The organism is Sinorhizobium alkalisoli, assembly GCF_008932245.1.
GTDB lineage: Bacteria > Pseudomonadota > Alphaproteobacteria > Rhizobiales > Rhizobiaceae > Sinorhizobium > Sinorhizobium alkalisoli.
In genome coordinates this window covers 1,113,286-1,136,548 of sequence record NZ_CP034910.1, presented here as the reverse complement: position 1 = coordinate 1,136,548, position 23,263 = coordinate 1,113,286, and the positions used below count along the sequence as shown (strand labels likewise).

Below are 23,263 nucleotides of genomic sequence, written 5' to 3'. Positions count from 1 at the left end.
ATCAGCCTCCAAGCGACCGACGCATGCGCTGGAACCGCAGCTTAACATCGGCACTTTCCGCGTTCCTGCAGTTTGGGGTGTCGCGAAGCTCGCCCGGATTGTTGCGGCACTTGGTGACGAGGTCAGCAAGTAGCGCTTCGTCCGCGACCAACTCGTCGACAGTGTACGTCCGCTCCGAGCAGCCCGTCAGGCTGAGGATCGCGAGGATAAGGGAAAATCTCCTCATTGCAGTGCTGCCTTCATCGCATCCATGCGCTGGCGCCAGTCCTCGGCCTTGCGCTGTTCATCGACCTGAACCTGCGCTTGTTGCACCATGCGGAGCCCCTCCATCCGCAACACATCCGTTTGAAGGAACGCCTGTTCGGCCTGAAGTCGCGCCTGCAGGTCGGCGATATCCTTGGCATCGCTCGCCGTCGAAATCCTCTCGCGCAACTGGTCGATGCCATCGATGCGCTTGGTCGCCGCATCATAAATTTGCTGCCCGAGGCTCATCTGCCCGGCATTCTTGTTCTGGATGCGGGAAAGCTCCTGCGCGTAAAAATCGTCGGCACTGGTGCGATAGATCGAATTACCCTCGAGGAACTTCGAGGCGGAGTTCCCGAAGAGACCGGTGTCAGTGCCCGTGAACAATCCCTCGATGGCATTGAAGTCTGCCGGCAGCGCCTTGCGGATGGCCGGATCGTTGAGGACGCCTGCGATATCCGCCATTTCGGTCAGTTTGTTGAGCGAGCCATAGAGCTGCTGGGCTTGCTCAATCTGCTGATTGAGGGCGTCGAGCTGCGACTTCAGCTCAGCGATCGTCTCTATGTGCTTGCCGATCGCCGTCTGGTCGATCACCGGAATCCCCTGCCCTGCCGCAGTGCCAGCGGAAACGATGAGCGCTGCCGCAAGCGCCGCGCCGTGAAGTCGATAGGAATCCATTAGCTCGCACTCCTTCTTTGCTGGAAAACGGGAAGCCAATCCTCAAGCCGGTTGCCAACCTCAGCGCGGATCGCCTCGGCTAGCTCGACATTGGCGGTCCGGCCGGAAAGGATGGCGAGTTCGTCATCGAAGCCGCTGAGGCTCAATTCGGCGACGACGCTGTTGTGGCCCTGCTTCAACACGAACCGTCGGCTCTCGACGGAGAGTTCGCGCGCGATCAGCTCAAACTCGCGCTCGGTGAGCTTGAAACCATCGACGTAGTCGCCGCGGTCGCCGCGCGAGTTCGGCAGAAAGATCTGCGTCGGGCATTGTTCGATGATGGTGTGGGCGATCGGCGAGACGATCGCGTCGCGCGGACTCTGCGTCGCGAAGAGCATCAGGCCGTTCTGCTTGCGGATCGTCTTCAGCTTGTTCTGGGCGAGATCGCGGAAGCCTTCGTCCTGGAGCGCCTTCCAGAACTCGTCGATGACGATGATGATCCTGCGGCCGTCGATCAGTTGCTCGACGCGATGGAAGAGATAGGCCATCAACGGTGAGCGAATTTCCTCGTTATCGAGGAAGTCAGTCATGTCGTATCCGACGAACTTGCCGCCGACGCCGAATTCACCGAAGCCGATGTCCTCAATGGCGTTATCGAAGACCCAGCCGAGAGGCCCTCCCCTCTCCCACCGCCGCAGCCTCGCAGCAATGCCTTCGGGATCGGTGTTGTCGAGATAGGTCCTGAGCGCGCCAATCGTCCGGCGCTCCACCGGAAGATCGGCAAGGCCGTCGATGGCGGACGCTATGTCACGGAGTTCGGTCACGCTCAGTTCCCGCGTCGCCGAGCCGACAAGCTTGCCGACCCAGCGAGTCAGGAACACCTTGTTCTCCGGCGTGAGTTCGAGGACCCTCATGGGGGCGCAGCCGGTCGGCACGCCATTCTTAAGGGGCAGATAAGTGCCACCGGCGGCGCGCACGTAGAGATCGGCGCCCCTGTCCTTGTCGAAGAACACCACATGAGGGTCGTGCTTCTCGAGCTGCGACAACATGAAATTGAGAAGCACGGTCTTGCCGGCGCCCGACGGCCCGCAGACAAAGGTGTTACCGAGATCGCCGTAGTGGAAATTGAAGTAGTATGGTGACCCGGATGCGGTCTTGAGCAGGGCGACGGCTGGCCCCCATTCATTGTCGTCCTTCTGGCCAACCGGATAGGAGTGGAAGGGTGATAGAGCGGCGAAGTTCCGCGACGTGATCGCGCCGGACCGGGCGCGGTAGCGGAAGTTACCCGGCAACTGCGCCCACCAGGCCGCCTCAAGGCCGAGATCCTCGCGCGCGACGACGGCACCGCCGCTCGTCAGGCTGGCGCGGGCCTTGGCAAGATTGTCGGTCAGTTCCTTCACTGAGGGGGCAAAGACGGACAGCGTCAGGTGGTGCTCGCCGAGCACGAATCGGTTGGACTCCAGATCGTCCATCGCTTCGTCGAGCTCCTCGATCTGCGAGGCCGCCTTGTCGCCGCTGCTGACCATCTGGTTCTGCTTTCGACCCATGATGACGCGGGCGTCCGCCTTCGAGACGAAGGAGAAGGATTGCGCCAGGATCAGTTCGAAAGGACTGGTAAGCACGCTATCGAGCATGCCGGTCCTGGTGCGGGCCGGATATTCCTTGAAACTCAGCACGCCCGCAAAGCGGCTTTCAGCCTCGTGCCGGATTTCGATCGTTTCGCGGCCGACGATGACACGATCCGAGTAGATCGCCGAGGCAATGCTGCCCTCAGTCAGCGGGATCGGCTCGCGTCGTCCGCCGACGAGTTGATGAAGCACTTCGCTCGGCTCCGAGAATATGAGGCCGTCGTGCTCGTAAAGGGACAACACGCGCGGCTCGAAGCGCTTCAACGCCGCCGTGACGTCCACGATCTTGTCGCGAAGCTGCTTCAAGGCTTCCTCGTCGAGTTCGGCCTCCGCCCGGCGGGCCCGACGCAGGCGCGACAGCAGCTTTGCCGCCTTGTCGGCGGGATCGCGCGCCGGAGACCAGAGGATCGTCAGATAGAGGTCGTTGCGAAACAGGTCCTCGCCCACCATTCGCGTGCGGTACTTGTCGTTGAGCGCCGCCGAGAACGGTGTGGTGAACGTGCCTTCCGGATAACTGTTGTCGCGACGACGGATCAGATGCGTCCACAAGGCAAGCCGCTCGTCGGCGATGTTGCGGTAGAGGGTATTGAGATCGCGATGGAGGGCATTCAGGTCGAGAACATCCGCGGTCTCGAAGGAGACGCCTTCGAGCGCGATCATCACCATCAACGCCCGGGAATCGAGCGCGATCGTCGAGTCGTCGACGTGGCGAACGCAGGGGATGAAGGTCTCCGGACCGAGTTCGCGATATCTGACTGTGGTACGCTCAAGCAAATCCGAGGTCCCTTTCATCGTATTTGCGGGCGAGCTTCAGGGGGCTAAGCGTCGCCCCGCCCCAATAGGCGCTGTTGCGGGATCGGCCGCGTGTCTCCACCCAGGCCAGCAGGATGCGAAACATGTTGTGGTCGTGTTTGACGAGCGCGCGGAACACCAGATGAAAGACGACGCCGACGAGCGCGTAGGCGACCGAGCCGGCGACGATGTAAAGAATGGTCGTCAGCATGATATTCATGCCCATGGCTTCCATCGTCACGCCGGCGATCATCGCCGGCCGGGTGCAGGCGATGAATAGCGTGTCCTCCTCGAGTGCCGGCCGTGAGTCCGCCATGGTGTCAGCTTCCGACGATGGTGTTGACGAGTTCGGTGGCACCGAAAATGCCGCCTATGCCGATGATCCAGAACCCTGCCCGTCTCAGATCCATGTAGCCGAACATCCAGGCAATGCAGATCACGATTATCGCGATCACAGCCAGCAGCTTCGCGATGTTGCCGGTCAGCATGTCAACGATGTTCTGCAGCACGGTCTCGATGCCGGCGGCTTGCGCGAAGGCGGGCTCGACCATGATCACCACAATGGCCGTTGCCATAACAGTGGATGCAGCTACGGGACGGATACGGGAACTGAAGGTCATTCACTCTGCTCCATTTGACTGTTCTGAAACACGAGGACGGAAGATCTCCGTCGCGAACTGAAAACGTCCCAGGACGGCACCGATGCCCTCTCGTCGGCAGGCCGATCGTCCGGCGGCTTCTCTGCCGCCACATCGACAGGGCTCTCTTCGGTTATCCCCCTCCCCTGTCCGCCATCTCCGATCACGAGAGCGGCTAGACTTTTGCCGAGCCGCTTCACTTCCTGGCGGACCTGCTGGTCGTACTTGACTATGGCGCCGACGGAGGGATCGTCTCGCCCATAGTAGGATTGCAGCATCACCTGTTCGGCATGGTCGGGATCCGCGCCGGCCTTCACCGCGAGCCGGTAATACCCGTCGAGCAGCGTCGCGGTGGCCTGAAGGTTGAGGCACGGATCGAAGGCGTCGGAGATCGAGAGCTTCAGTTTCCCTAGTTCGTCCATGCCGATGCCGCCGAGGCCGAGCTGGATGTCTTGGCGCTCGGCCGCCAGCGACGTGGCGATCTCGATCGCTTCCGCCTTGGTTGCGGGCTGCTCCGAAATTGGGGCGCCGCTGTTGATCCGGATGGCCAACGGCTCGAACCTGCTTTCAAGACTGACAACGCCGGCGAGTGTCTCGGCCTCAACTATGGGTGCGCACGCCTGCGCTAGATGGTAGAACGCAACAGGCATCGCTCAGTACCACACCCTTTGTTTGCCGACGCCGTCGATGGTCACGTCGATATAGTGGGGCTGCGAGCGGACGTTCGGCCGCGTCGTCACATAGCGCTGGCACCCCGAGCGGCTTTCGCTGCGGCGCCACGTTGCCGTGGTGATCCGATCATTGCCGGAATAGCATTCATCACTTGAGACGGTCTGTGGCGTGGTCGAGATGCAGCTCGCCTCGAGCCCGCGATCTCCATACCGCGTCGTCAGCCGGTAGCCGTCGTTGCAGTAATAGGGCTCATAGCTGGGGCGCGAGGCGTGGAACCCGACACCGCTGCAAGTTGGAAAAGAGTGTCCTTTCGCAAGCTCGCGCCAGAGCTTCTGAATCGGCGGTCGGCACTCGGCATATTGCGCCGGGCCGCCGGGATTGGAAAGGCACAGGATAACCTGGCATCCCCAGTCATCCGCTCGCGCTTTACCGTCGAAAACGAGATAGAATGCCGCTAAGCTGGCTGCAGCGACGAATGCCCGTGCGAGAGACTTGCTCATGACCATTACCCTTCACCGACGCGAGCTTATGCGAAGCCCAGCAGGATTTGCCCACTTCGCGACCCGTTTTACGATCATATATCTGACAGTATAAAAGATGACAAGCCCCCTTAATGTACATTGGCAGAGCCAGCTATTTGCCGCCTACGCCTTGCAGGAAGTTCTCGACAACCCCATTGACGGAGAGACGCCCCAATCGCGTTTAAAGCAGGTCGGGATGATGACGGTCCTCTACATGATGCATCAGAGCCACGAGAAGCTAACTCTTTCTAATATATGCAAAATTACCGGGCTGACACGCAATGCTGTGGCGGAGTCGGTCGACCCTCTCATTGAGCGCGGCATACTTACAGAGACAATCGTGAAGAACTCCATGGGGCGCGGAACTGCGCGGCAGTTCGAATTCTCTCCGGAGATTTTCGACCGACTAAGGTTGGGAGCTGAGCAGCGAAAGGCAGGAACGTAGTGGCGGCTTTGCGGATAATAAAAGCGGCGCGGCGTCGCCGCTCAGACCAACCCCTGTGGTGACATGTGGCCGGCCCGATCTTGGGTGCGCTCTTGAGAGCGCCGGTCACGCTAGGTCGTTGCCGAATCGCGGCGAACCTTTCGATCCCCATTGGCTGAAATACGAGAGTACGAGTAAAGCCTCTTGTTGGTAGCGAGCCATTCATCAGATCTCGTTGATGCCTCGAAGCGTTCCTTCGAGGGGAGCATTGCGACTTCGGGCTTGGTGAGTACGCTGAGCGCCTTTTGTGCCCGCCCCTTCCCAGCCGTCAGTGCCTCTGCAAGCGCGCCAATTGCGCCAGCCGACGCCGCGGGCCGGGCCGATCGCGTCGACGAGCTCTGTCGGGATCTTGGCCGCGACAGCAAGCATGTTAGACAGATCGCTCTTGCAGACTGGGAGAGCGGACATGATGGCGTCGCGCGTAAAGCGCTCCGCCAGCTTTTGGGCGACTCGGACCTTCTCAATGTAGGAGGGATCCCGCCGCTCATTGTTCTCTTGACCTTGGGCAACCACGAATTCCTGGTCGCTGAGGTTGCGAACGATCGCCTTGACCGGCGTATTGAGTTCCAATGCAGCTCTTAGGCGTCTGTACCCGAAAGCGACATGATAGCTGTCGGGCTTCTCGGGATGCGGTCGTACCAGGATCGGCACTTGCTGGCCTTGCTTCAAAGACATCCTCTGCAAGCGCGAGCAGCGTTATGTCGGCAAGCAACTGACGTTCTCCTTTGAGCGCAAGCGGATCATCCTCGAGGAGAACGAGGTGACACGCGGTCTGGTCGGCCGCTATGTCGAGACCTACACTTTCGCCGACGGCGCCGGAACGGACATTTCAACCTGGCCGCCGCATCATCATCACGGGTACATTTTAGAGATGCGACACATAGGCCGGTTAGAGACGCGACAGTCGTCGCCTCTCGGGATGCTGGCCAAACGTCAACGTTGAGCGCAAGGATGACGGCCTTCAGCTTGGTTGAGACTATGGGCGGTCGGAGCCGGTTATGTCCTGTTTGATCACCATGTAGACGACCGGCCGCGTTGTCCTTACCCTTGACGAACCAAGATGGTTCACCAATATTAACCGTGAACCAATGAGGTTAAGACAATGACCGCTGCTTTCACTGTGCGCGTGCAAGACGAAATTGCTGAAAAGCTTGATAGGATAGCCGCGCTTTCTGATCGCTCCCGTGCCTATTTAGCCGCCCAGGCCATCGAGGATTATGTGTCAAGAGAGGAATGGCAGTTGGCCGAGATCCAAGCTGGGCTAGATGAGGCCGATCGCGGCGAGTTTGCCAGCGCGAACGAGTTGGCCAGTGTGGTAGCAAAGTACGTAAAGGCCGCTCGCAAAGCATGAGCAGCCACCCGTTGCGCTGGACGCGCAGAGCTGTCCGAAGGCTCGACCAAACCGGTAGCTATATCGCGACGGACGATCCCGAGGCTGCCGCCCGCGTCGTCGCACGCATCGTTTCGGCCGCGGACAATCTAGCGAGTCAGCCGGCCATGGGACGTGTCGGGCGTATCAAGGGTACCCGCGAGTACGTCTTTGCGGATATTCCGTATATTGTCGCATACAGGGTGAGACCCGACGTCGTCGAAATTGTGAGCGTTCTTCATGCGGCTCAACGATGGCCGCTTAAGTTGGACTAATCGGCCGTCTACAGAGCTTGTCTGATCGCGATCGCCGCCACATCATCATCCACCGGTGCTCCGGGTGGCGAAGAAAGACGCCAGGGGCGGTCAGGGCATGATCCAGTTCGGGCGTGCGCTTTCAGAACTAAACATCGAGATCCTTTGCGCGAATTCGAGCCAGGAGAAGGGGCGTGTCGAGCGGATGAACCGGACTCTCGTAGGAGAACGTCAACTGGGCACCGACATAGCGCTGCTCACGTTTGCACAGGACGTCGCACAGCCGATCCGGGGCAAGATTCAGCGACCGATGCAGATCATCAGGTGGGGCAGGGGTAATGGCAATCTGCCGGTTATAGCGCTCCGTGAACCGAGGCAGGAAAGCGTTGCCGTCGTCCACGCTATGTCGAGACCTACGCTTTCGTCCGACCAGCCCACGCGTCACCTCGTCCTCTTCCAGCATGATCCGCTGGCGGAAATAAAACTTTCTCGTACCTGAAGAGCGCGACAGTTGGCATCCATTGATGTCCGCGTGGTATGCCCGTATGCTCGGCCCATCGGAAACCTCATACACGATGGCTTCGGATGGCGCTGACGGCCAACTGACGAGAGCGGACCACCGCTGATCAGGCAAACCACGCCCGGGAAGCTGCCGCCTTTCATTCTCTCGCTGTCGCCCGAAGGATGGCTGGAATTGGTCCTTCAGAATGGGGATAAATGGGCGATGCTGCGCTCCGGCAAGCGCTGAATGTCCGATATCACTGGGGTCGAAAAGCAAAGAGAGCTGGCGATACTGTCGGCCGACATTCTCCTGACGCCACTCGCCATCTGTTCCGAGCGGGCGTCTTCAGGATTGATCGGCTGGATGCCAGGCGAATCCCTTCGGCGCTAACGCCGCCAATTCAAGAATGCTGCCCTCTAATGCCGTTCTTATACCATAGTAAGAGAGGACGTCTGTCGCGACGACCCGCATCAGAATCCCCTTGTCGATGGTTCTCACGACGGCCTCGCCATCGACGAACAGGAAGATCTTTTCCATCCCGTTGTCAACGATCGACACGCATAACTCCGCAACCCGAAGGGAAACGTTTTCGATGAGGTTCCTTGAACCTGGGAGGGAAACACAGCACTCCGAGAGGTACTCGTACATGGTCGCTCCTAATACGAGGTCGGCGGCGGGGCCGGAGGTCTTGGCGTATCGACAGGCGCTTACCGCAGCCGACTGTCCGAGATTTCTGTCAGCACGTCCTTGATCGCGTGGCCCAACGCCAGGAGATCATCTTCCGAGTGACCGGCCGTTGGGCAAAGCCGCAGCCCTGCCTTCCCCCGTGCGACCGTAGGAAAGAAGATTGCCGACGTGTAAAATCCGCGGTCTAGCAAGCTTCTCGCGGCTCCGATGGCGGTCAATTCGTCGCCCAACTCCACCGTCCGGATCGGCAACGGTGAGCCTCGCTGCTCTGTCGGAACGAGGCTGTCGAACAAGGCGGTTCTGCTTCGAAGCGTCGCCTGTAGCTCCGCGAGTTCGTTCGTCAGATGCAGTCGCTGCGACGCAAGCGCCGCGCCGATTGCGGCGACGTTCAGCGACGCCGAAAACGCGTGCGCCACCGCGAATCTTCGAAACAGTTCCTCCTGCCGCGCCGTGCCGAGCATGAGGAGGCCACCCGAGGCACCGAAGCCTTTTCCGAGGGAGGCCGCGATGATGGTTCGCTCGCGCAAAGCGCCGTCGATCTGTGATCTGGCAAAGCCTTCGCCGTGGTTGCCGAAGATCGATATGCCATGTGCGTCATCGATATAGAGAAAGAGGCCGTAGCGGTCCTGCAGGCGCCGCAGGCGCTCGATGTCGGCGCTCCCTCCCATCGAATAGACGCCATCACAAATGAAGGCGACGGACTTGTTGACGTGGCAGAGTTTCTCGAGGGCATCGAGATCATTGTGCCCGATGGTCTCGACCCGGGTTTCAGAGGCGATGGTCCCCTTGTGGAAGGCGAGCGTCGCGTGGGCAAAGCGATCGAACACCATCAGCGGCTTGACGCCGCCGGTAAGGTGCCCCGATGCGATCAGCGGCAGAGCGCTCATATTTGCCGCGAGGACCGTCGTATAGGTGATCACTCGCGCGGCGAACAATTCCGACAGCGCCACCTCCAGATCGCCAAGGATTGAGAAATTGAGACGCGTTCTCGCGCAAGACCAATGTACCGTCCCGTATTTGTTGAGCGCTTCGACGGCACCTGCAACGATCTTCGGATGGTTGTCCAGGCCGAGATAGGAGCACCGCACGAAATCGACCACCTGGCGCCCGCGGTCATGGGGAAGTGCCACGGCACGGCCCGCGAGCGGACGCCCATAAACCGCCATCAGCCCTTCGAAATGTGCGGCATCGAAATGGCTTTGGGCGTACTGGATCAAGCTGCTGGTGTTCCTTTGAGCACCGCTGCCCGCAATACTCCCTTGCCCTGATGCTTTGCCTTCCATCCGAAATATCTCCCGCTGCTTGAACGTGAATAATCGGGAGGTTTATTTCGTTTCTCGCCAAATTCAACAAAGTATATGCAAATTTTATCCAAGCGCAATTTTGCAAATTGGCGAGACTTTTCACAACTTAAACTTCATTGTTATGAATTGCAATTCAAACACGCGGTTTGTGAACTCGCTCCAGGTCAATCCGAACTTTCGTCCACTTCGATGGCATAGCCCGTGGCCCGGACCGTGCGAATTAAGGTGCGGCCGGTCAGGCGCTCGAGCGACCGGCGCAAGCGACCGACATGCACATCCACGGTGCGCGGCTGCACGTAGCAATCAGCCGGCCACGCCGCCTCTATCAGCTCCGAGCGGCTGCGCACCCGGCCAAGCGCCTCCAGCAAGCACCGCAGCAGATTGAATTCGATGGGGCCGAATTGAGCTTCTTGATCTCCATACCCGACGATACGGCGCCCGGGCTCTATTCTCAGATGCCCGAAGGTTCTTGCCTCTTCCAGATCCGCATCGGGCAGCCGGGCATCATTCGCGTCGTTCTTTGGCAGAGAACCAAGATAGGCCAGCAGCCGCGCCGGCGAGATCGGGCGCACGAAGTTTTCGTCCGCTCCCGCCTTGAGCAATGCCAGATAGTACCGCTCGTCCCCCGACGAAACGACTGCGATCGTCGGGATATGCGCGGTCGTGTCGGAGGCCTTGATCGCCGCACACGCTCTCAACGTCGGGCCAGAATCCTCTCCCGTAACCAAGATGATTGCAGTGACGGGTCTCATCGCGGCCTGGTCCGCCACCTCGTCTTCGCTAACCAGGGCCGCCTGGAAGCCTTCCCGTGCGAGGATATAGGCGAGCAACACATAGAAATTGGCATCGTCCGAGCAAATCAGGACCAACGGTTTCGTATGCTGAGCCTTCATCAGTCAAGTCATCCTCGTCGCTGCTCTCGTCCCGAGCTTTGATGTCACAAAACTCGGGATTAATACGCTCGCCGTTGCCTTGTAACCCCCACGATTTTATTGCATCCGCATTTCACGGCGACAATGATGCGAAAAATTTGCGTTTTCCCCTTATTTTTGTTGCAACATTTTTATTGAATTTCGGCGCGCAATAGGCACTCTGTGGATTCAGCGAACCGGGTTCGCTATGCATGCACAATGATTTTAGAAAGCACCTCAGAACCGATGAAGACCAGCCTCGACCACCTTCCGCATCGAAAGCAGCGCGAGCTCGCGCGCATCGTCGAGGTGTTGCACGAGGAGTTCGAGGACGCCCTCAAGGAGGGAACGGCCGATTTCAAGAAGCGCGGCCGCATTCTGAAGATTATCCTCTTTGGATCTTACGCCCGAGGAACATGGGTCGACGAGCCGCATACGAGGAAGGGATACAAGTCGGATTTCGACCTGCTGATCATCGTAAACAACCGGAAGCTTACGGACTTCGCGGCCTACTGGCACAAGGCGCAGGATCGCTTGCTTCGGCTCCATGGGGTGGATACGCCGGTCAATTTCATTGTCCACTCTCGCCGCGAGGTGAACACCGCCTTGCGAGAGGGACGATATTTCTTCGTCGACATCCGAAGGGAAGGGATCCTTCTGTACGAGTTGGACGATGAACCCTTGGCGATACCCAAGCCCCTTGGCCCATATGACGCCCATGAGGTGTCGAGAAAATACTTTGCCAGCCGGTCGCCAGATCTCCGTTTACTCCTGGAAACAGCGGCTTTCCAAAACGAACGGTCGAGGCAGGACGCAGAATGGCGCAAACATGCAGCGTTCACTCTCCATCAAGCGATTGAACGGTCGTATTCGGTCCTCCTGCTAACACTTACGAACTACTCGCCTCCCTCGCACAATCTAAACTCCTTGCGCAGACTGGCAGAGGACAGGAACCAACTTCTCATCGATGTCTGGCCGCGTGACAGGCAACGCTACAACGCCTGGTTCAACATCATCAACGAAGCCTATGTGAAAGCCAGGTACTCCGATCACTACGAAATCAGCCAGGAGGCACTCGACTGGCTCGCGGGAAGGGTCAGCGACCTGATCACTCAAGTGGAGACCATATGTAAGGATCACCTCGAACGACTGCGCATGGAGGCGGAAAACAAGGGCGGTTGAGTTTGCCCGTTTTCCACACCCCTCTAATAGGACACGTGTGCCAGGGACGGCACGATGAGAACCGAGCGTCCGGTTCTGTGGCTCGCGAAAGCTGAGTTCCAACGTCCGGCACCCCCCTTGACCCCTGCGCCGGACAGCAGGAGGTTCAGCGTGTCCAAAATTCTTCGTAATCCCGCCTCCGGGGAGCAATGCCCCCGGCAGGATGGCTTCTGGCAAAAGCACCAACAGGAGGAAATGGTGGAGGCGGCGATCCACCTCTACGGCAGCGAAGCCGCAACGGCGGCGGCCTATTGCGCGCTCGAGGCCTGGACCGAACGCCGACACAGCGACTACGGCTTCTGGTTCGAGGTGTTCCTGCGGCTCAGAGGCCGCGTAATATAACGGTATTCATCAAAACATCGAGACCCTTTGGGTCGAGATTCTCCGAATACAGCTCAAATTCTACTTTGTTGACCCGGACACGGTGTTCATCAGGCGTGCATCAATGAGGTGACACATGAAACTCTATCAACTAGGTGACACGAGCAGGGCAATTTGCCCACATTGCGGCAAGCTTGTTTCCACGACCTTCGCCTATCGTGACGTGCCTTTCGTGGACGGATCCGCCGTGGTCAAGGGGATCCTGGCAGCAGTTTGTGACGAATGCCAGAACGTGATTGCGATCCGGCACAATCGACTCCAGCCTTTCGGCGTGCGCGGGACGCGGCCGAGATTTCTCTTGAAGTCAGCATTCCCTTTCCAGAGGTCGAAATCCTTGACGCGGCCGCCTACCGTGTCGACCCTTCTGCGACAACGCGCTTCAGGAAATCTCTTTTCGCTTTCTACCTTCAGCGACTGCGACACAGCCAAGAGAAGGCAGAAATGCTGCGCCGTGATTTCGAGGCATCGACCTTCTAAAAAAACATTGCGATGAATATCGTCCCTGCCGGGGTTGCAGGGGACGATCGCGATGGAGGTATCAGGCCGCCTCGTCCAGGCTCTCCCGGCCCGCTCGCGCCCCACAGCAGCTAATACCTCCTCGGCCTCCCGCAACTGCTGGCGCTTCTCCGCCGACTCGTCGGCGAAGGCGAAAGCGCCACCCTGCAGCGACTGGTACGAGGCCAGCCGCCGCTGATATTCTTCCCGCCGGTGACGGTACCATTCTCGCTCCTCATCGCCTCATCGAACCCATAGAGCGCGTGTTCCAGCAGGAAAACCGCGCCGCAGGGCGTGAAGGTCACCGCCAGATCGATCTCGTAACCCGCGCCGGTGAGGCTAGGGCGTTCTCTACGAAGCGCTTTCTTTGCCGCTTCCGCGCAGCTCCTACTGACTGAGAGGGCCGAGCGCGTAGCCGACGGATCGCACGGTGCGAATTACGTCGGGCCCAAATCTGTTGAGCGCGCGCCTGATGTGACCGATATGGATGTCGACGGTGCGCGGCTCGACTTCGGCTTCGCGCGGCCAGCATGCCGCGATCAGGTCGTCGCGACTGTGCACGACTTCGGGCATCTTCATGAGATGCAGAAGCAGCCTGAACTGGAGCGCGGAGAGGTGCACGGCGTGACCGTTCCGAATGACCCGAACGCTCGGCACGTTCATCTCAATGTCCGCGTGCCTGTAGATCCGCTCGGGCGCGGTGCCTGGGCGAGACCATTGCGACAAGTTTGTTCGAATGCCCTCGAGGAAGGCGAGCAGCCGACGCGGATCGAATGGACTGGAAATAATGGTGTCGATTCCGGGAGCATCACAGTTGAATTCTGCTCCCGCCGCGTTTGTCAACGCGGCGACGGGGACGCGATCCCCACTCGCCTTCCTGATGCGGCGGCAAAGGCTAAATTCCCCCGGGCGAGAGTCGGAGCAATCGATCAGGACAGCCAGCGGCTTCTCGGTCCGGGTCGCAGCAAGCAGCTCGCTCTCATCAACGCACAGCCGGACGGGAAAACCTTCGGCCTCGAGAATATACTCCAGGAGAAGGAAGAGCTCCGCGTCACCTGTATAGATCAGCACACCCGCGTGCATGTGGCTTCCACCTCAGAGCGGCGCATACTCTCCGCCATTGACGTCGATGGTCGCACCGTTGATGAACGCCGCTTCGTCGGAGGTCAGGAAGCCGATGGCGGCCGCGACTTCCTCCGGTTCGCCCATACGGCCCGCGGGAATGCGGGCGACGGCGGCGCGATTGAGCGCGCTGTCGCGCGGTCCGGCCATCTCGGTGGCGATCCTGCCGGGCGCAACCACATTTATCGTGATGCCCTGCGCGGCGTATCTGGCAACCAGCGAGCGGGCGAGACCTGCAAGCGCGGCTTTCGAAGCGACATAGGCCGTGCCGGCAATCCTGGGCATGGCGCGCCCGGCGATGGAGCCGACGAACACGATCCGGCCAAAGCCACTTTCGACCATGCCCGGCAAGGCGGTCTGGGAGCACAGCATTGTGCCGGTCAGGTTGACGGAAAGAACGGCGTTCCATTCATCGAGCGTAATCTCCTGGAATGGGGTGGGGCCGTCTGGCCCCTTCGGTGATATTCCGGCGTTGCAAACCAGAATCTCGGCCTTACCCCAACGCTCATCCAGCTCCCGAAAGAAGGAGGATATCTGCGCCGGCTCCGCCAGATCGACGACGCGCGCAAACACGCGCTCGGCGCCGAACTCCCGCGAAAACACCCGGGCGGCATTTTCGACATTGACAGGTCTCTGACCGAAGACGGCGACTCGGCATCCACGAGCGAGCAGGTGTCGGGCCGTTGCCAGCCCGATTCCCGCAGTGCCGCCGGTCACGACGGCAATTCTTGGCGTGTGGCTCCTCATGCGGCTTCATCCATCTTGGCGAATAGCGAGAGTGGAGGATGCGCCGCTGGATCGGTCATCACTTCGATTAGAAGCGGCCCCTCTTCCAACCCGCGCTGCAAATGATAGGCAAGTTCGCTCGGATCCTCGACACGAACGGCCGGGCAGCCGCAGGCCTCCGCCAGTTTGGCGTGGTCGACCTCGGCGAAGTGGCATGCCGACGTATAGCTGCCGAACTTCACCGTCTCCGCATCGCGTTGGAAACCGAGAATGCCGTTGTTGAGGACGACGATCGTGATAGGAAGCTTCATGCGCACCATAGTCTCGAGCTCCGCCCAACTGTGCGCGAAGCCGCCGTCGCCGACGATGGCGACAACCGGCTTGTCCGGCCGGGCAACCTTGGCACCGATCGCAAGCGGCACCCCCCAACCGAGCCCCGCCAGGCCGCGTGGCGTGATAAAGCGCATCCCGCTCATTGGCGCCCGCAGTTGGCCCAGAACCCACATCGACGAGTAGCTCGCGTCGGCAACGACCGCTACGTCGTCGGTCAGCAGATCCTGGAGTTCCGCCATCACCCGTTCTGGGCGGATCGGACGGGAGCGCGATGTCGCGACCTCTTGCCGGTCAAGCTCGAACCGTTTCCAGCATGTGGCGATGCACTCCTCCAGCCGCGCACGATCCGCATGCCGCCGCGTGAGGTCGATCCGGGTGAGTGCCGCTCGCAGGGCCGCGAGTGTTTCCCGCGCATCGCCGACAAGCCGAACCGATTCATAGTTGCGCCCGATTTCCACCGGATCGACATCAATGTGCACGACTGTCGCGCTGCGGGGAATTTGGCGCCAATTGTCGGTGCCGTTCTGGTTGGTCCGCGTTCCGATCAGAAGGACCAGATCCGCAGCTTCGACCAGAGCGGACGAGTGACGTCCAAGTGAGCGCGGACCGACCATCGAGCCGAGCACGCCGGTGGACAGCGGATGGTACTCGTCAACCGCCCCCTTCCCCATATTCGTGGTGAAGACCGGCAGGCTTGCTTCCTGCTGTAGACCCGCAAGTTCCGCCACGGCGCCGCCGCAGTGAACGCCTCCGCCAGCGATGATGATTGGCGCTTTCGCCACGGCGATCAGAGAGGCGACCTCTGCCAGTGCATCATCGGACGGCCGGATGCGATCCAGCGGCCAATGGCCCAGGTTTCTTGAACGCACGACTCCCGGAGCCCGCGCTTCTGACCGCAGGAGGTCGGCTGGAAGCAGCAAAGCGGCTGGCCCGGCGCGGCCCGACGTCGCCGCCGTGAACGCGGCATCCACATAGTCGTCGATGCGTTCCGCGACAGTCACGCGCCGCACCCACTTGGTGCAGGACTGGAAGAGGGCGATCTGATCAAGGTCCTGGAAGGCGTTCCGGTCGGTTTGATCCCGCTCGACATCCTGCACGAGTGCGACGACCGGCACGCTGGCCTTCAACGCCTCGGCCAGCGGCGGCACAAGCAACGTTGCCGCGGGACCATTTTGCGCGGCGACGACACCGACCTTGCCGGAAACCCGGGCGTAGCCGTCGGCCATCGCGCCACCCATGTTCTCCTGCCTGTAGGCAATCTGGCGAATGCCGATCGCTTCCGCCGCGAGGATGACCGCCGAAGGCAGGCTTTGGCCGAAGATGAACTCCACATCGTGGCGGCGAAGTATCTTCGCGATATGCTGCGCAACGGTTTCGTTTGGATTCTGCTGCGTCATTGCGCGCGCTCCTTTCCGGATTGGATTTCGGCCTTGAGAAAATCGTCAAATGCGGTCAGGACGAGGTCGATGTCGCTGTCGACCATCGCTGTCGAGAGGCAGCCCGCGGCTCCATAGGGGAGCAAAATGCTCAGCTCCAGGAAATGGCGGCTCATTCGTCGCATGAGCGAGGCCTCTTCGGCGCTCAGATAGGCATCGCGATATTCGACCGGCGCGACACGCTTCGGGTGGATACGGAAGAGCGAAGCGGCGCCGGTCACCGAGAATCGCGCGTCTCGCCTGGCAATGCTCGCACTCAAGCCCGCGCGCAATCTGTCACCCATCGCTTCAAGGTGATCGAAGGTATCCGGCGTCATCGCCGCCATGGCCGCCAGGCCGGCAGCCATGGAAACGGGATTTGCGGAAAAAGTGCCGCCCTGCGACAGCAACGGTTTTGCATCTTCGATACCGAAAACGCGCATCACCTCCTCGCGGCCGCCTATGGCGCCGATCGGAAAGCCGCCTCCGATGATTTTTCCGGCCGTGATCAGATCGGGGTTCAGGCCATAGCGTGCTGAAGCCCCCGCATAGCCTTGCCGAAGATTGAGCACCTCGTCGGCGATGATCAGGATTCCGTACTTGCGCGCCGTTTGCGACAACGCCTCGATGAAGTCCGGCTCCGGGTGCATGAGGCCCGCCCGGCTGGGCATTGGATCGATGATTACACAGGCGATGCGGTCGCTCACTGCCCTCAAGCGTGCTTCGAGACTCTCGACATCGTTGAAGCGCAGAAGATGGACCTCCTCGGCGACGCTCGAGGGAGTGCCGCGATAGGTCGGCGTGGCGATGGAAACCGGCTCCCAGCCATCCTTCCCGGGTGAGACACCCTGCCCCGCCTCTGCCCAGTCATAGGCGCCGTGATAGGCGCCTTCGATGCGTGCGATTGCGGGCCTGCCGGTGAAGGCGCGCGCCGCCTTGATCGCGAACATCACCGCCTCCGTTCCGCTGTTGACGAAGCGGACCCGCTCCATTGCGGGGATGCGGGTCGTCAGCAGTTCCGCGAGCGCGATCTCATGCTCTGTCGGATTGGCGAAACAGGTCCCCGAGCGCAGCAGATCGACGACTGCCTCCGCGACCGGCGCGAAGCCGTGCCCGTGAATGAGCGTGGTGAAGTTGTTGTTCAGATCGAGGAACCGGTTCCCGTCGACGTCGATGAGATAGGCCCCCTCTCCACGCTGGACATAGATCGGAAACGGGTCGCGCTCCACCGTGGCGCGGGTCGTTCCATCCGGAAAGACGGCCTTGGCGCGGCTGAATAAACGTTTGGACCTACTGCGCGCAGACGCCTGCCGCAGCCTGTTTGTTGCTTGAACGAGCATAGTTCCGGCTTCCTGAGGTGAGAAATCGACCGCTCGCTTTGCACGAGCTACACAATTTTGTTGCAACAAAAATGTAGCTCGTCAAGTCCATGCAACAAAATCTTAGCCCGATGAACCGGCACCCCTCTCCGAGTTGGCGCGCTTCAGCCGCCGATATCCATCGCGAATATCATTCTCCATCGCCGCCCTGAGGCTCGCCGCGTCGCGCTCCTCGAGCGCCTCCATGGCGATCTCGTGGTTGCGAACCCCATACTTCTCCTCGGCAAACTCTGGGTAGAGATCGTGCAAGGAGGGACCGATCCTCAGCCACAGACTTTCGATCATCGAAACGAGCTGGGGAAGACCCGAGAGACGATAGATCGTAAAGTGGAATTCTTTGTTGTGCCACAGCGCCTCCGCATAGCGCTTTTCAGCGAGGGCGGAATTGATAAGCTTTTGTAAGGACTTCAGTTCCTTTACATCAGCAAGCGTGCCGTACTGGGCGGCCTGCTCCGAAGCCAGCCCCTCGAGCGCCAGGCGTGTGAGCGTTATCTCTCGAATCGCGGTCGCGTCGAGAATCGGAACGACAACCGTCTTGGGACCTGTGTAAACCAGAGCGCCCTCGCTCGTCAGACGATTGATGGCATCGCGCGCGGGCGTTGTGCTGACGTCGAGATCCTGGGCGACGGCACGCACCGTCAACTTATGGCCCGGTCTGTAGACGCCACGGATGATGCGCTCTTTCATTTGCCGATAGGCGGTATCCCCCAGCTTTTCCGGTGTTCTCTCAAGATCTGGCGATTCGCTCAGATTTTCCGCCATTTCACTCTCTCGATCGGTTGACACTGCGAATTTTTGATGCAACAAAAATAAAGTGTGAAGGTTTTGCAAAGTTTTTGTCGCATCAGCGGCTATTAGCAGCTTTCCCATGCTCCGTCACGCGGACCGGCGACAAGCGGCCCGCGTGACACCAGAACCTCAGCAATAAGGGCATCGTCCTGACTCGTCCCCGGGTCGGAAGAAGGCTCTTTATTGCGGCCAGAAAGCGGCCGCATCCAGGGGAAGACGCCGAAGAGCGTGCAGCAGCTGAAAGGAAAGGCGGATTTGATCGGTCAATCTCTGTCCCTTGCGGGACTTCAAAAACGATATGGCGAAGCCCTCGCGGTTCGCGAGCTGTCGCTCGACATCGCAGCCGGGGAGTTTGTCTCGCTGTTGGGGCCCTCCGGCTCCGGCAAGACAACAGCCTTGACGATGATAGCCGGCTTCGAGGCTCCGAGCGCCGGCAGGATCGCCATCGGCGGCCGGGACGTAACCTTTCTTGCGCCCAATCACCGGAACATCGGAATGGTGTTCCAGAAGTATGCGCTCTTTCCGCACCTGACGATCCGTCAGAACATCGCATTCCCGCTCAGGATGCGCGGGCGGATGCAGAAGACCGCGATCGCGCGGCGCGTCGAGGAGATGCTGGAGCTCGTCCAGCTCTCCGGCTACGCGGAGCGGTATCCCAATCAGCTTTCGGGTGGCCAGCAGCAACGCGTCGCAGTAGCGCGTGCTTTGGCCTTTGAACCACCCGTCCTGCTGATGGACGAACCACTTGGCGCACTCGACAAGAAATTGCGAGAGGCGATGCAGTTCGAGATCAAGCGGCTGCAGGAGCGACTTGGCGCCACGGTCGTCTACGTGACCCACGATCAGGACGAAGCGCTGACGATGTCGGATCGCGTCGCCATCATGTCCGACGGCCGGCTGATGCAGTTCGGTGCGCCAACGGAACTCTATCGGCAGCCGAAGACCGCATTCGTCGCGGACTTCATCGGCCGGATGAATTTTATCGATGGCGATTGTCTCGGCAGCACGGCTGAGCAAACGGTTGTTCGTTTATCGGAGAGAACGGTGCTTACCCTCCGTTCTACGACGAGCGAGCGCACACGCAAATACGATGCCGGAACGGCTCTGCGCGTGGCAATCCGTCCGGAGCGGATGCGTCTTATGAAGCGCGGCGATGGCGGGACGGACTCCCTAGCAGGCGTCGTCGATGCCGCCATGTTCATCGGCTCGACATACATCTATCTCGTTCGCCTTGCCGACCGCCCACAAGCAAGCCTGCAGGTACAGGTCCCCGCTGACGGCGTCACGCAATTCCAAAGGAACGACCAGGTGGACATTGTCGTTGACGGCGCAGCCGCGCATGTCTTTCCCGTGACGGAGAGGTGCGCGGCATGAAGCGTTCACTCGCAACACTATCATCTTCTCTGTCGCTCCGCCGCTCGAGCTCCGCACGCTTTTATTCGCTAACCGCCTCCCTGGCATTGGTCATGCCGCTCCTGGCGGCACTGATGGCCGGATTCCTGTATCCGGTCGCGCGGCTGGTCGCACTGAGCTTTTCCGGGGGAACGCTCAGCCACTATCGGCGTATTTTCGCCGAGCCGCTTCATCTCGACGTACTGTTCAGTACGATCGAGGTCGCGTTTGTGGTGACGGTTGCAAGCCTGCTCTTGGGTTTCCCGGTCGCCTATCTCATGGCACGGCTCAGCAAGGGCTTGGCCATGGTGGTGGCTGCCTGTGTTTTTATCCCGCTGTGGACCTCCGTTCTCATCCGCTCCTATGCGTGGGTGGTCCTGCTCCAGCGCAACGGCGTCATCAATAAGCTGCTGATCGACACGGGTGCGACCGAAGGGCCGCTGAAGCTGATCTACACCCAGGGCGCTGTCATCCTCGCGATGACGCACGTGCTGATGCCCTTCATGATCTTGCCGATCTATTCGGCACTGCGCGCCCTGCCCCCCGATTACGTGCGTGCCGCCCGCAATCTCGGCGCCGGTCCCATCCGCGCCTTCGTGGCCGTGACGCTGCCGCTCAGCCTGCCGGGCGTCTTTGCCGGCAGCGTCATGTGCTTCGTGCTGGCGCTCGGCTTCTACATCACCCCGGCGCTGGTCGGCGGACCCGGCTCGATGCTGATGGCGACGCTCATCGGTCAGCAGACAACAGTCCTGCTCGATTGGCCATTCGCGGCGGCACTTTCGACCGTGCTCCTCGCCGTTACGCTCCTTTTTGTTCTCCTGTTCCGCAGGACGTTGTCGCTCAGCAAGGGATTGAACAGTGTCTATTGATCACGCACGGCTGCCGGACCGAGTTCCTGCGGTCATGGATATCTTCGCCTCTCCGACAATCCGCGCCTATTCGAGGGCGGCAGGGATCATCGCCGCCGGCGCGGGGATCGGATGCATTCTCTTCTTCCTGCTGCTGCCGACGCTGATCGTCCTGCCGATGTCGCTCAGCGAAACCGACTACATTGAGTTCCCGCCCCAAGGCCTGACGCTCAAATGGTACAGCGCCTATTTCAATGATCCGGACTGGATGGCAGCGACGTGGTTCAGTCTCAAGATCGCCCTAGCGACAACCGCGACAGCGACGGTCACGGGTACCATGGCGGCGCTCGGGATCGTACGCGGATCTCTTCCGTTTAGATCGACATTGCAGGCGCTCGCGCTCGGCCCGATGATCGTGCCCCATATTATCCTCGGCGTGGCACTCTACCTCGCCTTTGCGCCACTGCGGCTCACCGGCAGTTTTTTCGGATTCCTAGTCGCCCACACCGTGCTGGCAGTGCCTTACGTGATCATCACCGTCACCGCGTCGCTGCAGCGCTTCGATCCGACGCTCGAGCTGGCGGCACTGAACTGCGGGGCGAACAGGCTGCAGGCGTTCTTCCTGGTCGTGCTGCCGAACATCGTGCCTGGTGTCGCAGCCGCGGCCGTGTTCGCCTTTCTCGCCTCATTCGATGAAGCGACTGTCGCGTTTTTCATATCGGACATCGGTGGCAAAACGATCGGGCGGAAGATGTTCGAGGATATCGACTTCAACCTGACGCCGGTCATTGCCGCGGTCTCGACGGTCCTCGTCGCCACTTCCCTTCTGCTCATGGGCACGGTTCACCTACTGAACGCCCGTAAGCCCCACTCGTGAAACCGAGGACCTCCACTTCTCACCTTCTCAACTAACAAAGGGAATCTTTCATGACCTCTCTTCTTTCACGTTCCACAGCAGTCATGAAGCCGACCATCGCCGGGCTCCTGTCCTTGATGACCTTGTCGCACCCGACCTTCGCTGGCGAGCAAGTCATCATCGCATCGACCGGGGGCGCCTATGACAAGGCCCTGAGGGAGGCCTGGTTCGATCCATTCACGAAGGAAACGGGCATCGAGGTGGTCACCGTCGCAGCGACGAACGCCGAAATGCGCGCCAAGGCTGCAGCGATGGTGAAAACCGGAAACGTCAGTTGGGACCTCTATCTCGATGGCGAGATCCAGGCCGCGTCAAAGGAGCATCGGGAGGTCACCGAGGACCTGACGGAGTTCTGCCGGCAGTTTGCCGATCGCAAGGACCTCGGAGCCAGTGCCTGCTCGGCCGGCGGGACGCTGCTTCAGTCCACGGCCACGCTGCTCGCCTACAGGACCGGGAAACCCGGCGGGCCTGTTCCCGAAACCTGGGCAGACATGTGGGACACGGGGAAGTTTCCGGGCGAACGCGCTTTTCCGAATTTCGATGATCCCTGGCGCGTCATGGCGGCAGCGCTGCTCGCCGACGGTGTCAAGCGCGACGAACTGTTCCCGCTCGACATCGATCGCGCGCTGGCCAAGCTCGACCAGATCAGGCCTTCCGTCTCGCTGTGGTGGAAGACTGGCGATCAGAGCGTGCAAGGGTTCCGCAATGGCGAGTATTCACTTGGGCAAATCTGGCTGACGCGCGCCAAGGCGATGCACAACGAGGGACTGCCGATAGCCTGGTCCTACAAGGCCTCCTTCCTCGTCGGAGACCGGATAGCGCTGCTCAAGGGCGCGCCGCACCGCGAGAATGCGCTCAAGTTGATGGCCTTCTGGCTGAATTCTCCGGCGGTCCAGGCCAAGGCGTGCGAAGCTCTTTCCTGCACTCCCCCGAGCAGCGAGGCGATCGCGATGATGTCGGATGAGGCGCGCAAGACGATGCCGCAGGGTGACGACATTCGGGATTACGTGATCGTTCCTGATGCGGAATGGATCAACGCCAATTCTGCGATGATGTTGCAGCGCTGGAACGAGTGGATTCGCTGACTGCGTGCAGCGCCCCTTGTGCATGGAGGTGGAGCCTCGCCTCTGCAACCTCGGCTATCCGCTTGTGGCGGTCATGGGCACTGTGGCCTAGTTCGACGATGTCAAGGCCACAGTCCTTCAACATCAGGGGCCAGATTTCGCCGGTCTAGGCGCCGGCATCCTCCCAGTGCATGTTTTGTCCGCCGACCTTGACGCTCGTCGCCCTCAGCTTCTCTTTCACTTGCCGGACCGCCGTGAACGGCGGAATGACCAAGCGCTGGACGCGGATGTCGTGCTCCGCATCGGCGGCAGCGAGACCCCTGCGAAGGCCAGCGCCTCCGCCAAGGTCTTGTGCATCTTCCAACTGGTGCCGACCCACAGTCCCGACTTGCTCATGACTGGCCCGCCGCTTTCCGACTGGCAGATTTACGCCGCCACAGAGGCGGGGTAGACCCGACCCCTCGGATCTGTAGTGTGGCTGCAAATGTCGGTTCTGCGCCCCTTTGCGAACGTGAAAGTT

General features: G+C 60.4%; 25 protein-coding genes and 4 pseudogenes. 11 read left to right on the top strand and 18 right to left on the bottom strand.

Translation table 11 applies throughout. From position 1 onward, the window contains the following. Position 1: 1 nt before the first annotated feature. From EKH55_RS23065 to EKH55_RS23035, 7 genes are read right to left on the bottom strand one after another with little or no spacing between them, the layout of a single operon-like run. On the bottom strand, positions 2 to 226 hold the full coding sequence (locus EKH55_RS23065; protein ID WP_151613303.1) for an EexN family lipoprotein: 225 nt from the start codon (positions 224 to 226) through the stop codon (positions 2 to 4). Further along, a complete protein-coding gene (gene virB5, locus EKH55_RS23060) occupies positions 223 to 921 on the bottom strand; it encodes a P-type DNA transfer protein VirB5 (protein ID WP_151613302.1) in 699 nt (232 codons plus the stop codon). The genes EKH55_RS23065 and virB5 overlap by 4 nt, the downstream gene beginning before the upstream one ends. Beyond that, a complete protein-coding gene (locus EKH55_RS23055) occupies positions 921 to 3,302 on the bottom strand; it encodes a VirB4 family type IV secretion/conjugal transfer ATPase (RefSeq protein WP_151613301.1) in 2,382 nt (793 codons plus the stop codon). Before EKH55_RS23055 ends, virB5 begins: the two co-directional genes overlap by 1 nt. Further along, entirely contained in the window at positions 3,295 to 3,636 is a 342-nt protein-coding gene (locus EKH55_RS23050) for a VirB3 family type IV secretion system protein (protein WP_069461258.1), read from the bottom strand. Before EKH55_RS23050 ends, EKH55_RS23055 begins: the two co-directional genes overlap by 8 nt. A 4-nt stretch (positions 3,637 to 3,640) precedes the next feature. After that, positions 3,641 to 3,940 (bottom strand): TrbC/VirB2 family protein, encoded by a 300-nt coding sequence (locus EKH55_RS23045; RefSeq protein ID WP_151613300.1) that lies wholly within the window; start codon positions 3,938 to 3,940, stop codon positions 3,641 to 3,643. Continuing rightward, complete coding sequence (locus EKH55_RS23040; RefSeq protein WP_151613299.1) at positions 3,937 to 4,608, bottom strand: lytic transglycosylase domain-containing protein; 672 nt, start codon at positions 4,606 to 4,608, stop codon at positions 3,937 to 3,939. Before EKH55_RS23040 ends, EKH55_RS23045 begins: the two co-directional genes overlap by 4 nt. 3 nt (positions 4,609 to 4,611) lie before the next feature. Further along, positions 4,612 to 5,130: a hypothetical protein gene (locus EKH55_RS23035; RefSeq protein WP_151613298.1), complete on the bottom strand. Its 519-nt coding sequence runs from the start codon at positions 5,128 to 5,130 to the stop codon at positions 4,612 to 4,614. Positions 5,131 to 5,227: 97 nt separating this feature from the next. On the opposite strand from EKH55_RS23035, the gene rctA reads away from it, so the two are divergent. Continuing rightward, a complete protein-coding gene (gene rctA, locus EKH55_RS29820; protein ID WP_151613297.1) occupies positions 5,228 to 5,596 on the top strand; it encodes a conjugative transfer repressor RctA in 369 nt (122 codons plus the stop codon). Between the two features lie 204 nt (positions 5,597 to 5,800). On the opposite strand, the gene EKH55_RS23025 is transcribed toward rctA, so the two are convergent. Further along, complete coding sequence (locus EKH55_RS23025; protein WP_427915873.1) at positions 5,801 to 6,304, bottom strand: ParB/RepB/Spo0J family partition protein; 504 nt, start codon at positions 6,302 to 6,304, stop codon at positions 5,801 to 5,803. 1 nt (position 6,305) lies between these two features. Between EKH55_RS23025 and EKH55_RS23020 the strand changes: the two are divergent. The 4 genes and pseudogenes from EKH55_RS23020 to EKH55_RS23005 all read left to right on the top strand — a co-directional run. Next, positions 6,306 to 6,449, top strand: a pseudogene (locus EKH55_RS23020) (ISNCY family transposase); the annotation flags it as partial. Positions 6,450 to 6,737: 288 nt separating this feature from the next. Further along, positions 6,738 to 6,986 (top strand): CopG family ribbon-helix-helix protein, encoded by a 249-nt coding sequence (locus EKH55_RS23015; protein ID WP_151613296.1) that lies wholly within the window; start codon positions 6,738 to 6,740, stop codon positions 6,984 to 6,986. Further along, entirely contained in the window at positions 6,983 to 7,279 is a 297-nt protein-coding gene (locus EKH55_RS23010) for a type II toxin-antitoxin system RelE/ParE family toxin (RefSeq protein ID WP_151613295.1), read from the top strand. Before EKH55_RS23015 ends, EKH55_RS23010 begins: the two co-directional genes overlap by 4 nt. Positions 7,280 to 7,334: 55 nt before the next feature. Then, positions 7,335 to 7,478: pseudogene (locus EKH55_RS23005) on the top strand (ISNCY family transposase); the annotation flags it as partial. On the opposite strand, the pseudogene EKH55_RS23000 reads toward EKH55_RS23005, so the two are convergent. The 4 genes and pseudogenes from EKH55_RS23000 to EKH55_RS22985 form a co-directional block, all read right to left on the bottom strand. Next, positions 7,476 to 7,658 (bottom strand): annotated as a pseudogene (locus EKH55_RS23000) (ISNCY family transposase); the annotation flags it as partial. The pseudogenes EKH55_RS23005 and EKH55_RS23000 overlap by 3 nt on opposite strands. Before the next feature lie 447 nt (positions 7,659 to 8,105). Further along, the gene (rctB, locus tag EKH55_RS22995) at positions 8,106 to 8,408 is read right to left on the bottom strand and encodes an SMa0974 family conjugal transfer regulator (RefSeq protein ID WP_151613294.1); all 303 of its coding nucleotides are present in this window, start codon (positions 8,406 to 8,408) and stop codon (positions 8,106 to 8,108) included. 59 nt (positions 8,409 to 8,467) lie between these two features. Continuing rightward, positions 8,468 to 9,730 (bottom strand): 8-amino-7-oxononanoate synthase family protein, encoded by a 1,263-nt coding sequence (locus EKH55_RS22990; RefSeq protein ID WP_151613293.1) that lies wholly within the window; start codon positions 9,728 to 9,730, stop codon positions 8,468 to 8,470. 185 nt (positions 9,731 to 9,915) lie between these two features. Continuing rightward, complete coding sequence (locus EKH55_RS22985; RefSeq protein ID WP_151613292.1) at positions 9,916 to 10,644, bottom strand: response regulator transcription factor; 729 nt, start codon at positions 10,642 to 10,644, stop codon at positions 9,916 to 9,918. Positions 10,645 to 10,908: 264 nt separating this feature from the next. Here EKH55_RS22985 and EKH55_RS22980 point away from each other — a divergent pair, with 264 nt between their 5' ends. Both EKH55_RS22980 and EKH55_RS22975 read left to right on the top strand, forming a co-directional pair. Further along, positions 10,909 to 11,844: a nucleotidyltransferase and HEPN domain-containing protein gene (locus EKH55_RS22980; RefSeq protein ID WP_151613291.1), complete on the top strand. Its 936-nt coding sequence runs from the start codon at positions 10,909 to 10,911 to the stop codon at positions 11,842 to 11,844. A gap of 150 nt (positions 11,845 to 11,994) precedes the next feature. Next, positions 11,995 to 12,225 carry a hypothetical protein gene (locus EKH55_RS22975; RefSeq protein WP_151613290.1) on the top strand — a complete coding sequence of 77 codons (231 nt, stop codon included), beginning with the start codon at positions 11,995 to 11,997 and terminating at the stop codon, positions 12,223 to 12,225. 921 nt (positions 12,226 to 13,146) lie between these two features. Here the strand turns inward: EKH55_RS22975 and EKH55_RS22965 are convergent. From EKH55_RS22965 to EKH55_RS22945, 5 genes are all read right to left on the bottom strand, one after another. Then, positions 13,147 to 13,842, bottom strand: coding sequence for a response regulator transcription factor (locus EKH55_RS22965; protein ID WP_151613289.1), 696 nt, complete (start codon positions 13,840 to 13,842; stop codon positions 13,147 to 13,149). A gap of 12 nt (positions 13,843 to 13,854) precedes the next feature. After that, positions 13,855 to 14,628 carry an SDR family oxidoreductase gene (locus EKH55_RS22960; RefSeq protein WP_151613288.1) on the bottom strand — a complete coding sequence of 258 codons (774 nt, stop codon included), beginning with the start codon at positions 14,626 to 14,628 and terminating at the stop codon, positions 13,855 to 13,857. Beyond that, complete coding sequence (locus EKH55_RS22955; RefSeq protein WP_151613287.1) at positions 14,625 to 16,337, bottom strand: acetolactate synthase catalytic subunit; 1,713 nt, start codon at positions 16,335 to 16,337, stop codon at positions 14,625 to 14,627. The genes EKH55_RS22960 and EKH55_RS22955 overlap by 4 nt, the downstream gene beginning before the upstream one ends. Then, entirely contained in the window at positions 16,334 to 17,695 is a 1,362-nt protein-coding gene (locus EKH55_RS22950; RefSeq protein WP_151613286.1) for an aspartate aminotransferase family protein, read from the bottom strand. Before EKH55_RS22950 ends, EKH55_RS22955 begins: the two co-directional genes overlap by 4 nt. Before the next feature lie 102 nt (positions 17,696 to 17,797). Next, positions 17,798 to 18,496, bottom strand: a complete 699-nt coding sequence (locus EKH55_RS22945; protein ID WP_151613919.1) for a GntR family transcriptional regulator — start codon at positions 18,494 to 18,496, stop codon at positions 17,798 to 17,800. A gap of 282 nt (positions 18,497 to 18,778) precedes the next feature. On the opposite strand from EKH55_RS22945, the gene EKH55_RS22940 reads away from it, so the two are divergent. Genes EKH55_RS22940 through EKH55_RS22925 form a run of 4 tightly spaced genes read left to right on the top strand, consistent with a single transcriptional unit; the run spans position 18,779 to position 22,764 of the window. Beyond that, a complete protein-coding gene (locus tag EKH55_RS22940; RefSeq protein WP_151613285.1) occupies positions 18,779 to 19,897 on the top strand; it encodes an ABC transporter ATP-binding protein in 1,119 nt (372 codons plus the stop codon). Further along, positions 19,894 to 20,784 carry an ABC transporter permease gene (locus tag EKH55_RS22935; RefSeq protein ID WP_151613284.1) on the top strand — a complete coding sequence of 297 codons (891 nt, stop codon included), beginning with the start codon at positions 19,894 to 19,896 and terminating at the stop codon, positions 20,782 to 20,784. Before EKH55_RS22940 ends, EKH55_RS22935 begins: the two co-directional genes overlap by 4 nt. Before the next feature lie 34 nt (positions 20,785 to 20,818). After that, positions 20,819 to 21,640 (top strand): ABC transporter permease, encoded by an 822-nt coding sequence (locus EKH55_RS22930; protein ID WP_255642858.1) that lies wholly within the window; start codon positions 20,819 to 20,821, stop codon positions 21,638 to 21,640. Positions 21,641 to 21,690: 50 nt separating this feature from the next. Beyond that, on the top strand, positions 21,691 to 22,764 hold the full coding sequence (locus EKH55_RS22925; protein ID WP_151613283.1) for an ABC transporter substrate-binding protein: 1,074 nt from the start codon (positions 21,691 to 21,693) through the stop codon (positions 22,762 to 22,764). 64 nt (positions 22,765 to 22,828) lie between these two features. Here the strand turns inward: EKH55_RS22925 and EKH55_RS22920 are convergent. Further along, a pseudogene (locus EKH55_RS22920) lies at positions 22,829 to 23,139 on the bottom strand (triose-phosphate isomerase); the annotation flags it as partial. Positions 23,140 to 23,263: the final 124 nt, after the last annotated feature.

What these genes read in the sequence shown, in the direction of transcription:
- EKH55_RS23040 (WP_151613299.1), bottom strand. Translation starts at nt 4,608, where the DNA reads ATGCCTGTTGCGTTCTACCATCTAGCGCAGGCGTGCGCACCCATAGTT.
- EKH55_RS23065 (WP_151613303.1), bottom strand. Translation starts at nt 226, where the DNA reads ATGAGGAGATTTTCCCTTATCCTCGCGATCCTCAGCCTGACGGGCTGC.
- EKH55_RS22980 (WP_151613291.1), top strand. Translation starts at nt 10,909, where the DNA reads ATGAAGACCAGCCTCGACCACCTTCCGCATCGAAAGCAGCGCGAGCTC.
- EKH55_RS23045 (WP_151613300.1), bottom strand. Translation starts at nt 3,940, where the DNA reads ATGACCTTCAGTTCCCGTATCCGTCCCGTAGCTGCATCCACTGTTATG.
- EKH55_RS23015 (WP_151613296.1), top strand. Translation starts at nt 6,738, where the DNA reads ATGACCGCTGCTTTCACTGTGCGCGTGCAAGACGAAATTGCTGAAAAG.
- EKH55_RS22950 (WP_151613286.1), bottom strand. Translation starts at nt 17,695, where the DNA reads ATGCTCGTTCAAGCAACAAACAGGCTGCGGCAGGCGTCTGCGCGCAGT.
- virB5 (WP_151613302.1), bottom strand. Translation starts at nt 921, where the DNA reads ATGGATTCCTATCGACTTCACGGCGCGGCGCTTGCGGCAGCGCTCATC.
- rctB (WP_151613294.1), bottom strand. Translation starts at nt 8,408, where the DNA reads ATGTACGAGTACCTCTCGGAGTGCTGTGTTTCCCTCCCAGGTTCAAGG.
- EKH55_RS22925 (WP_151613283.1), top strand. Translation starts at nt 21,691, where the DNA reads ATGACCTCTCTTCTTTCACGTTCCACAGCAGTCATGAAGCCGACCATC.
- EKH55_RS22945 (WP_151613919.1), bottom strand. Translation starts at nt 18,496, where the DNA reads ATGGCGGAAAATCTGAGCGAATCGCCAGATCTTGAGAGAACACCGGAA.
- EKH55_RS22985 (WP_151613292.1), bottom strand. Translation starts at nt 10,644, where the DNA reads ATGAAGGCTCAGCATACGAAACCGTTGGTCCTGATTTGCTCGGACGAT.
- EKH55_RS23035 (WP_151613298.1), bottom strand. Translation starts at nt 5,130, where the DNA reads ATGAGCAAGTCTCTCGCACGGGCATTCGTCGCTGCAGCCAGCTTAGCG.
- EKH55_RS23050 (WP_069461258.1), bottom strand. Translation starts at nt 3,636, where the DNA reads ATGGCGGACTCACGGCCGGCACTCGAGGAGGACACGCTATTCATCGCC.
- EKH55_RS22960 (WP_151613288.1), bottom strand. Translation starts at nt 14,628, where the DNA reads ATGAGGAGCCACACGCCAAGAATTGCCGTCGTGACCGGCGGCACTGCG.
- EKH55_RS22930 (WP_255642858.1), top strand. Translation starts at nt 20,819, where the DNA reads ATGGATATCTTCGCCTCTCCGACAATCCGCGCCTATTCGAGGGCGGCA.
- rctA (WP_151613297.1), top strand. Translation starts at nt 5,228, where the DNA reads ATGACAAGCCCCCTTAATGTACATTGGCAGAGCCAGCTATTTGCCGCC.
- EKH55_RS23010 (WP_151613295.1), top strand. Translation starts at nt 6,983, where the DNA reads ATGAGCAGCCACCCGTTGCGCTGGACGCGCAGAGCTGTCCGAAGGCTC.
- EKH55_RS22955 (WP_151613287.1), bottom strand. Translation starts at nt 16,337, where the DNA reads ATGACGCAGCAGAATCCAAACGAAACCGTTGCGCAGCATATCGCGAAG.
- EKH55_RS22935 (WP_151613284.1), top strand. Translation starts at nt 19,894, where the DNA reads ATGAAGCGTTCACTCGCAACACTATCATCTTCTCTGTCGCTCCGCCGC.
- EKH55_RS22990 (WP_151613293.1), bottom strand. Translation starts at nt 9,730, where the DNA reads ATGGAAGGCAAAGCATCAGGGCAAGGGAGTATTGCGGGCAGCGGTGCT.
- EKH55_RS22965 (WP_151613289.1), bottom strand. Translation starts at nt 13,842, where the DNA reads ATGCACGCGGGTGTGCTGATCTATACAGGTGACGCGGAGCTCTTCCTT.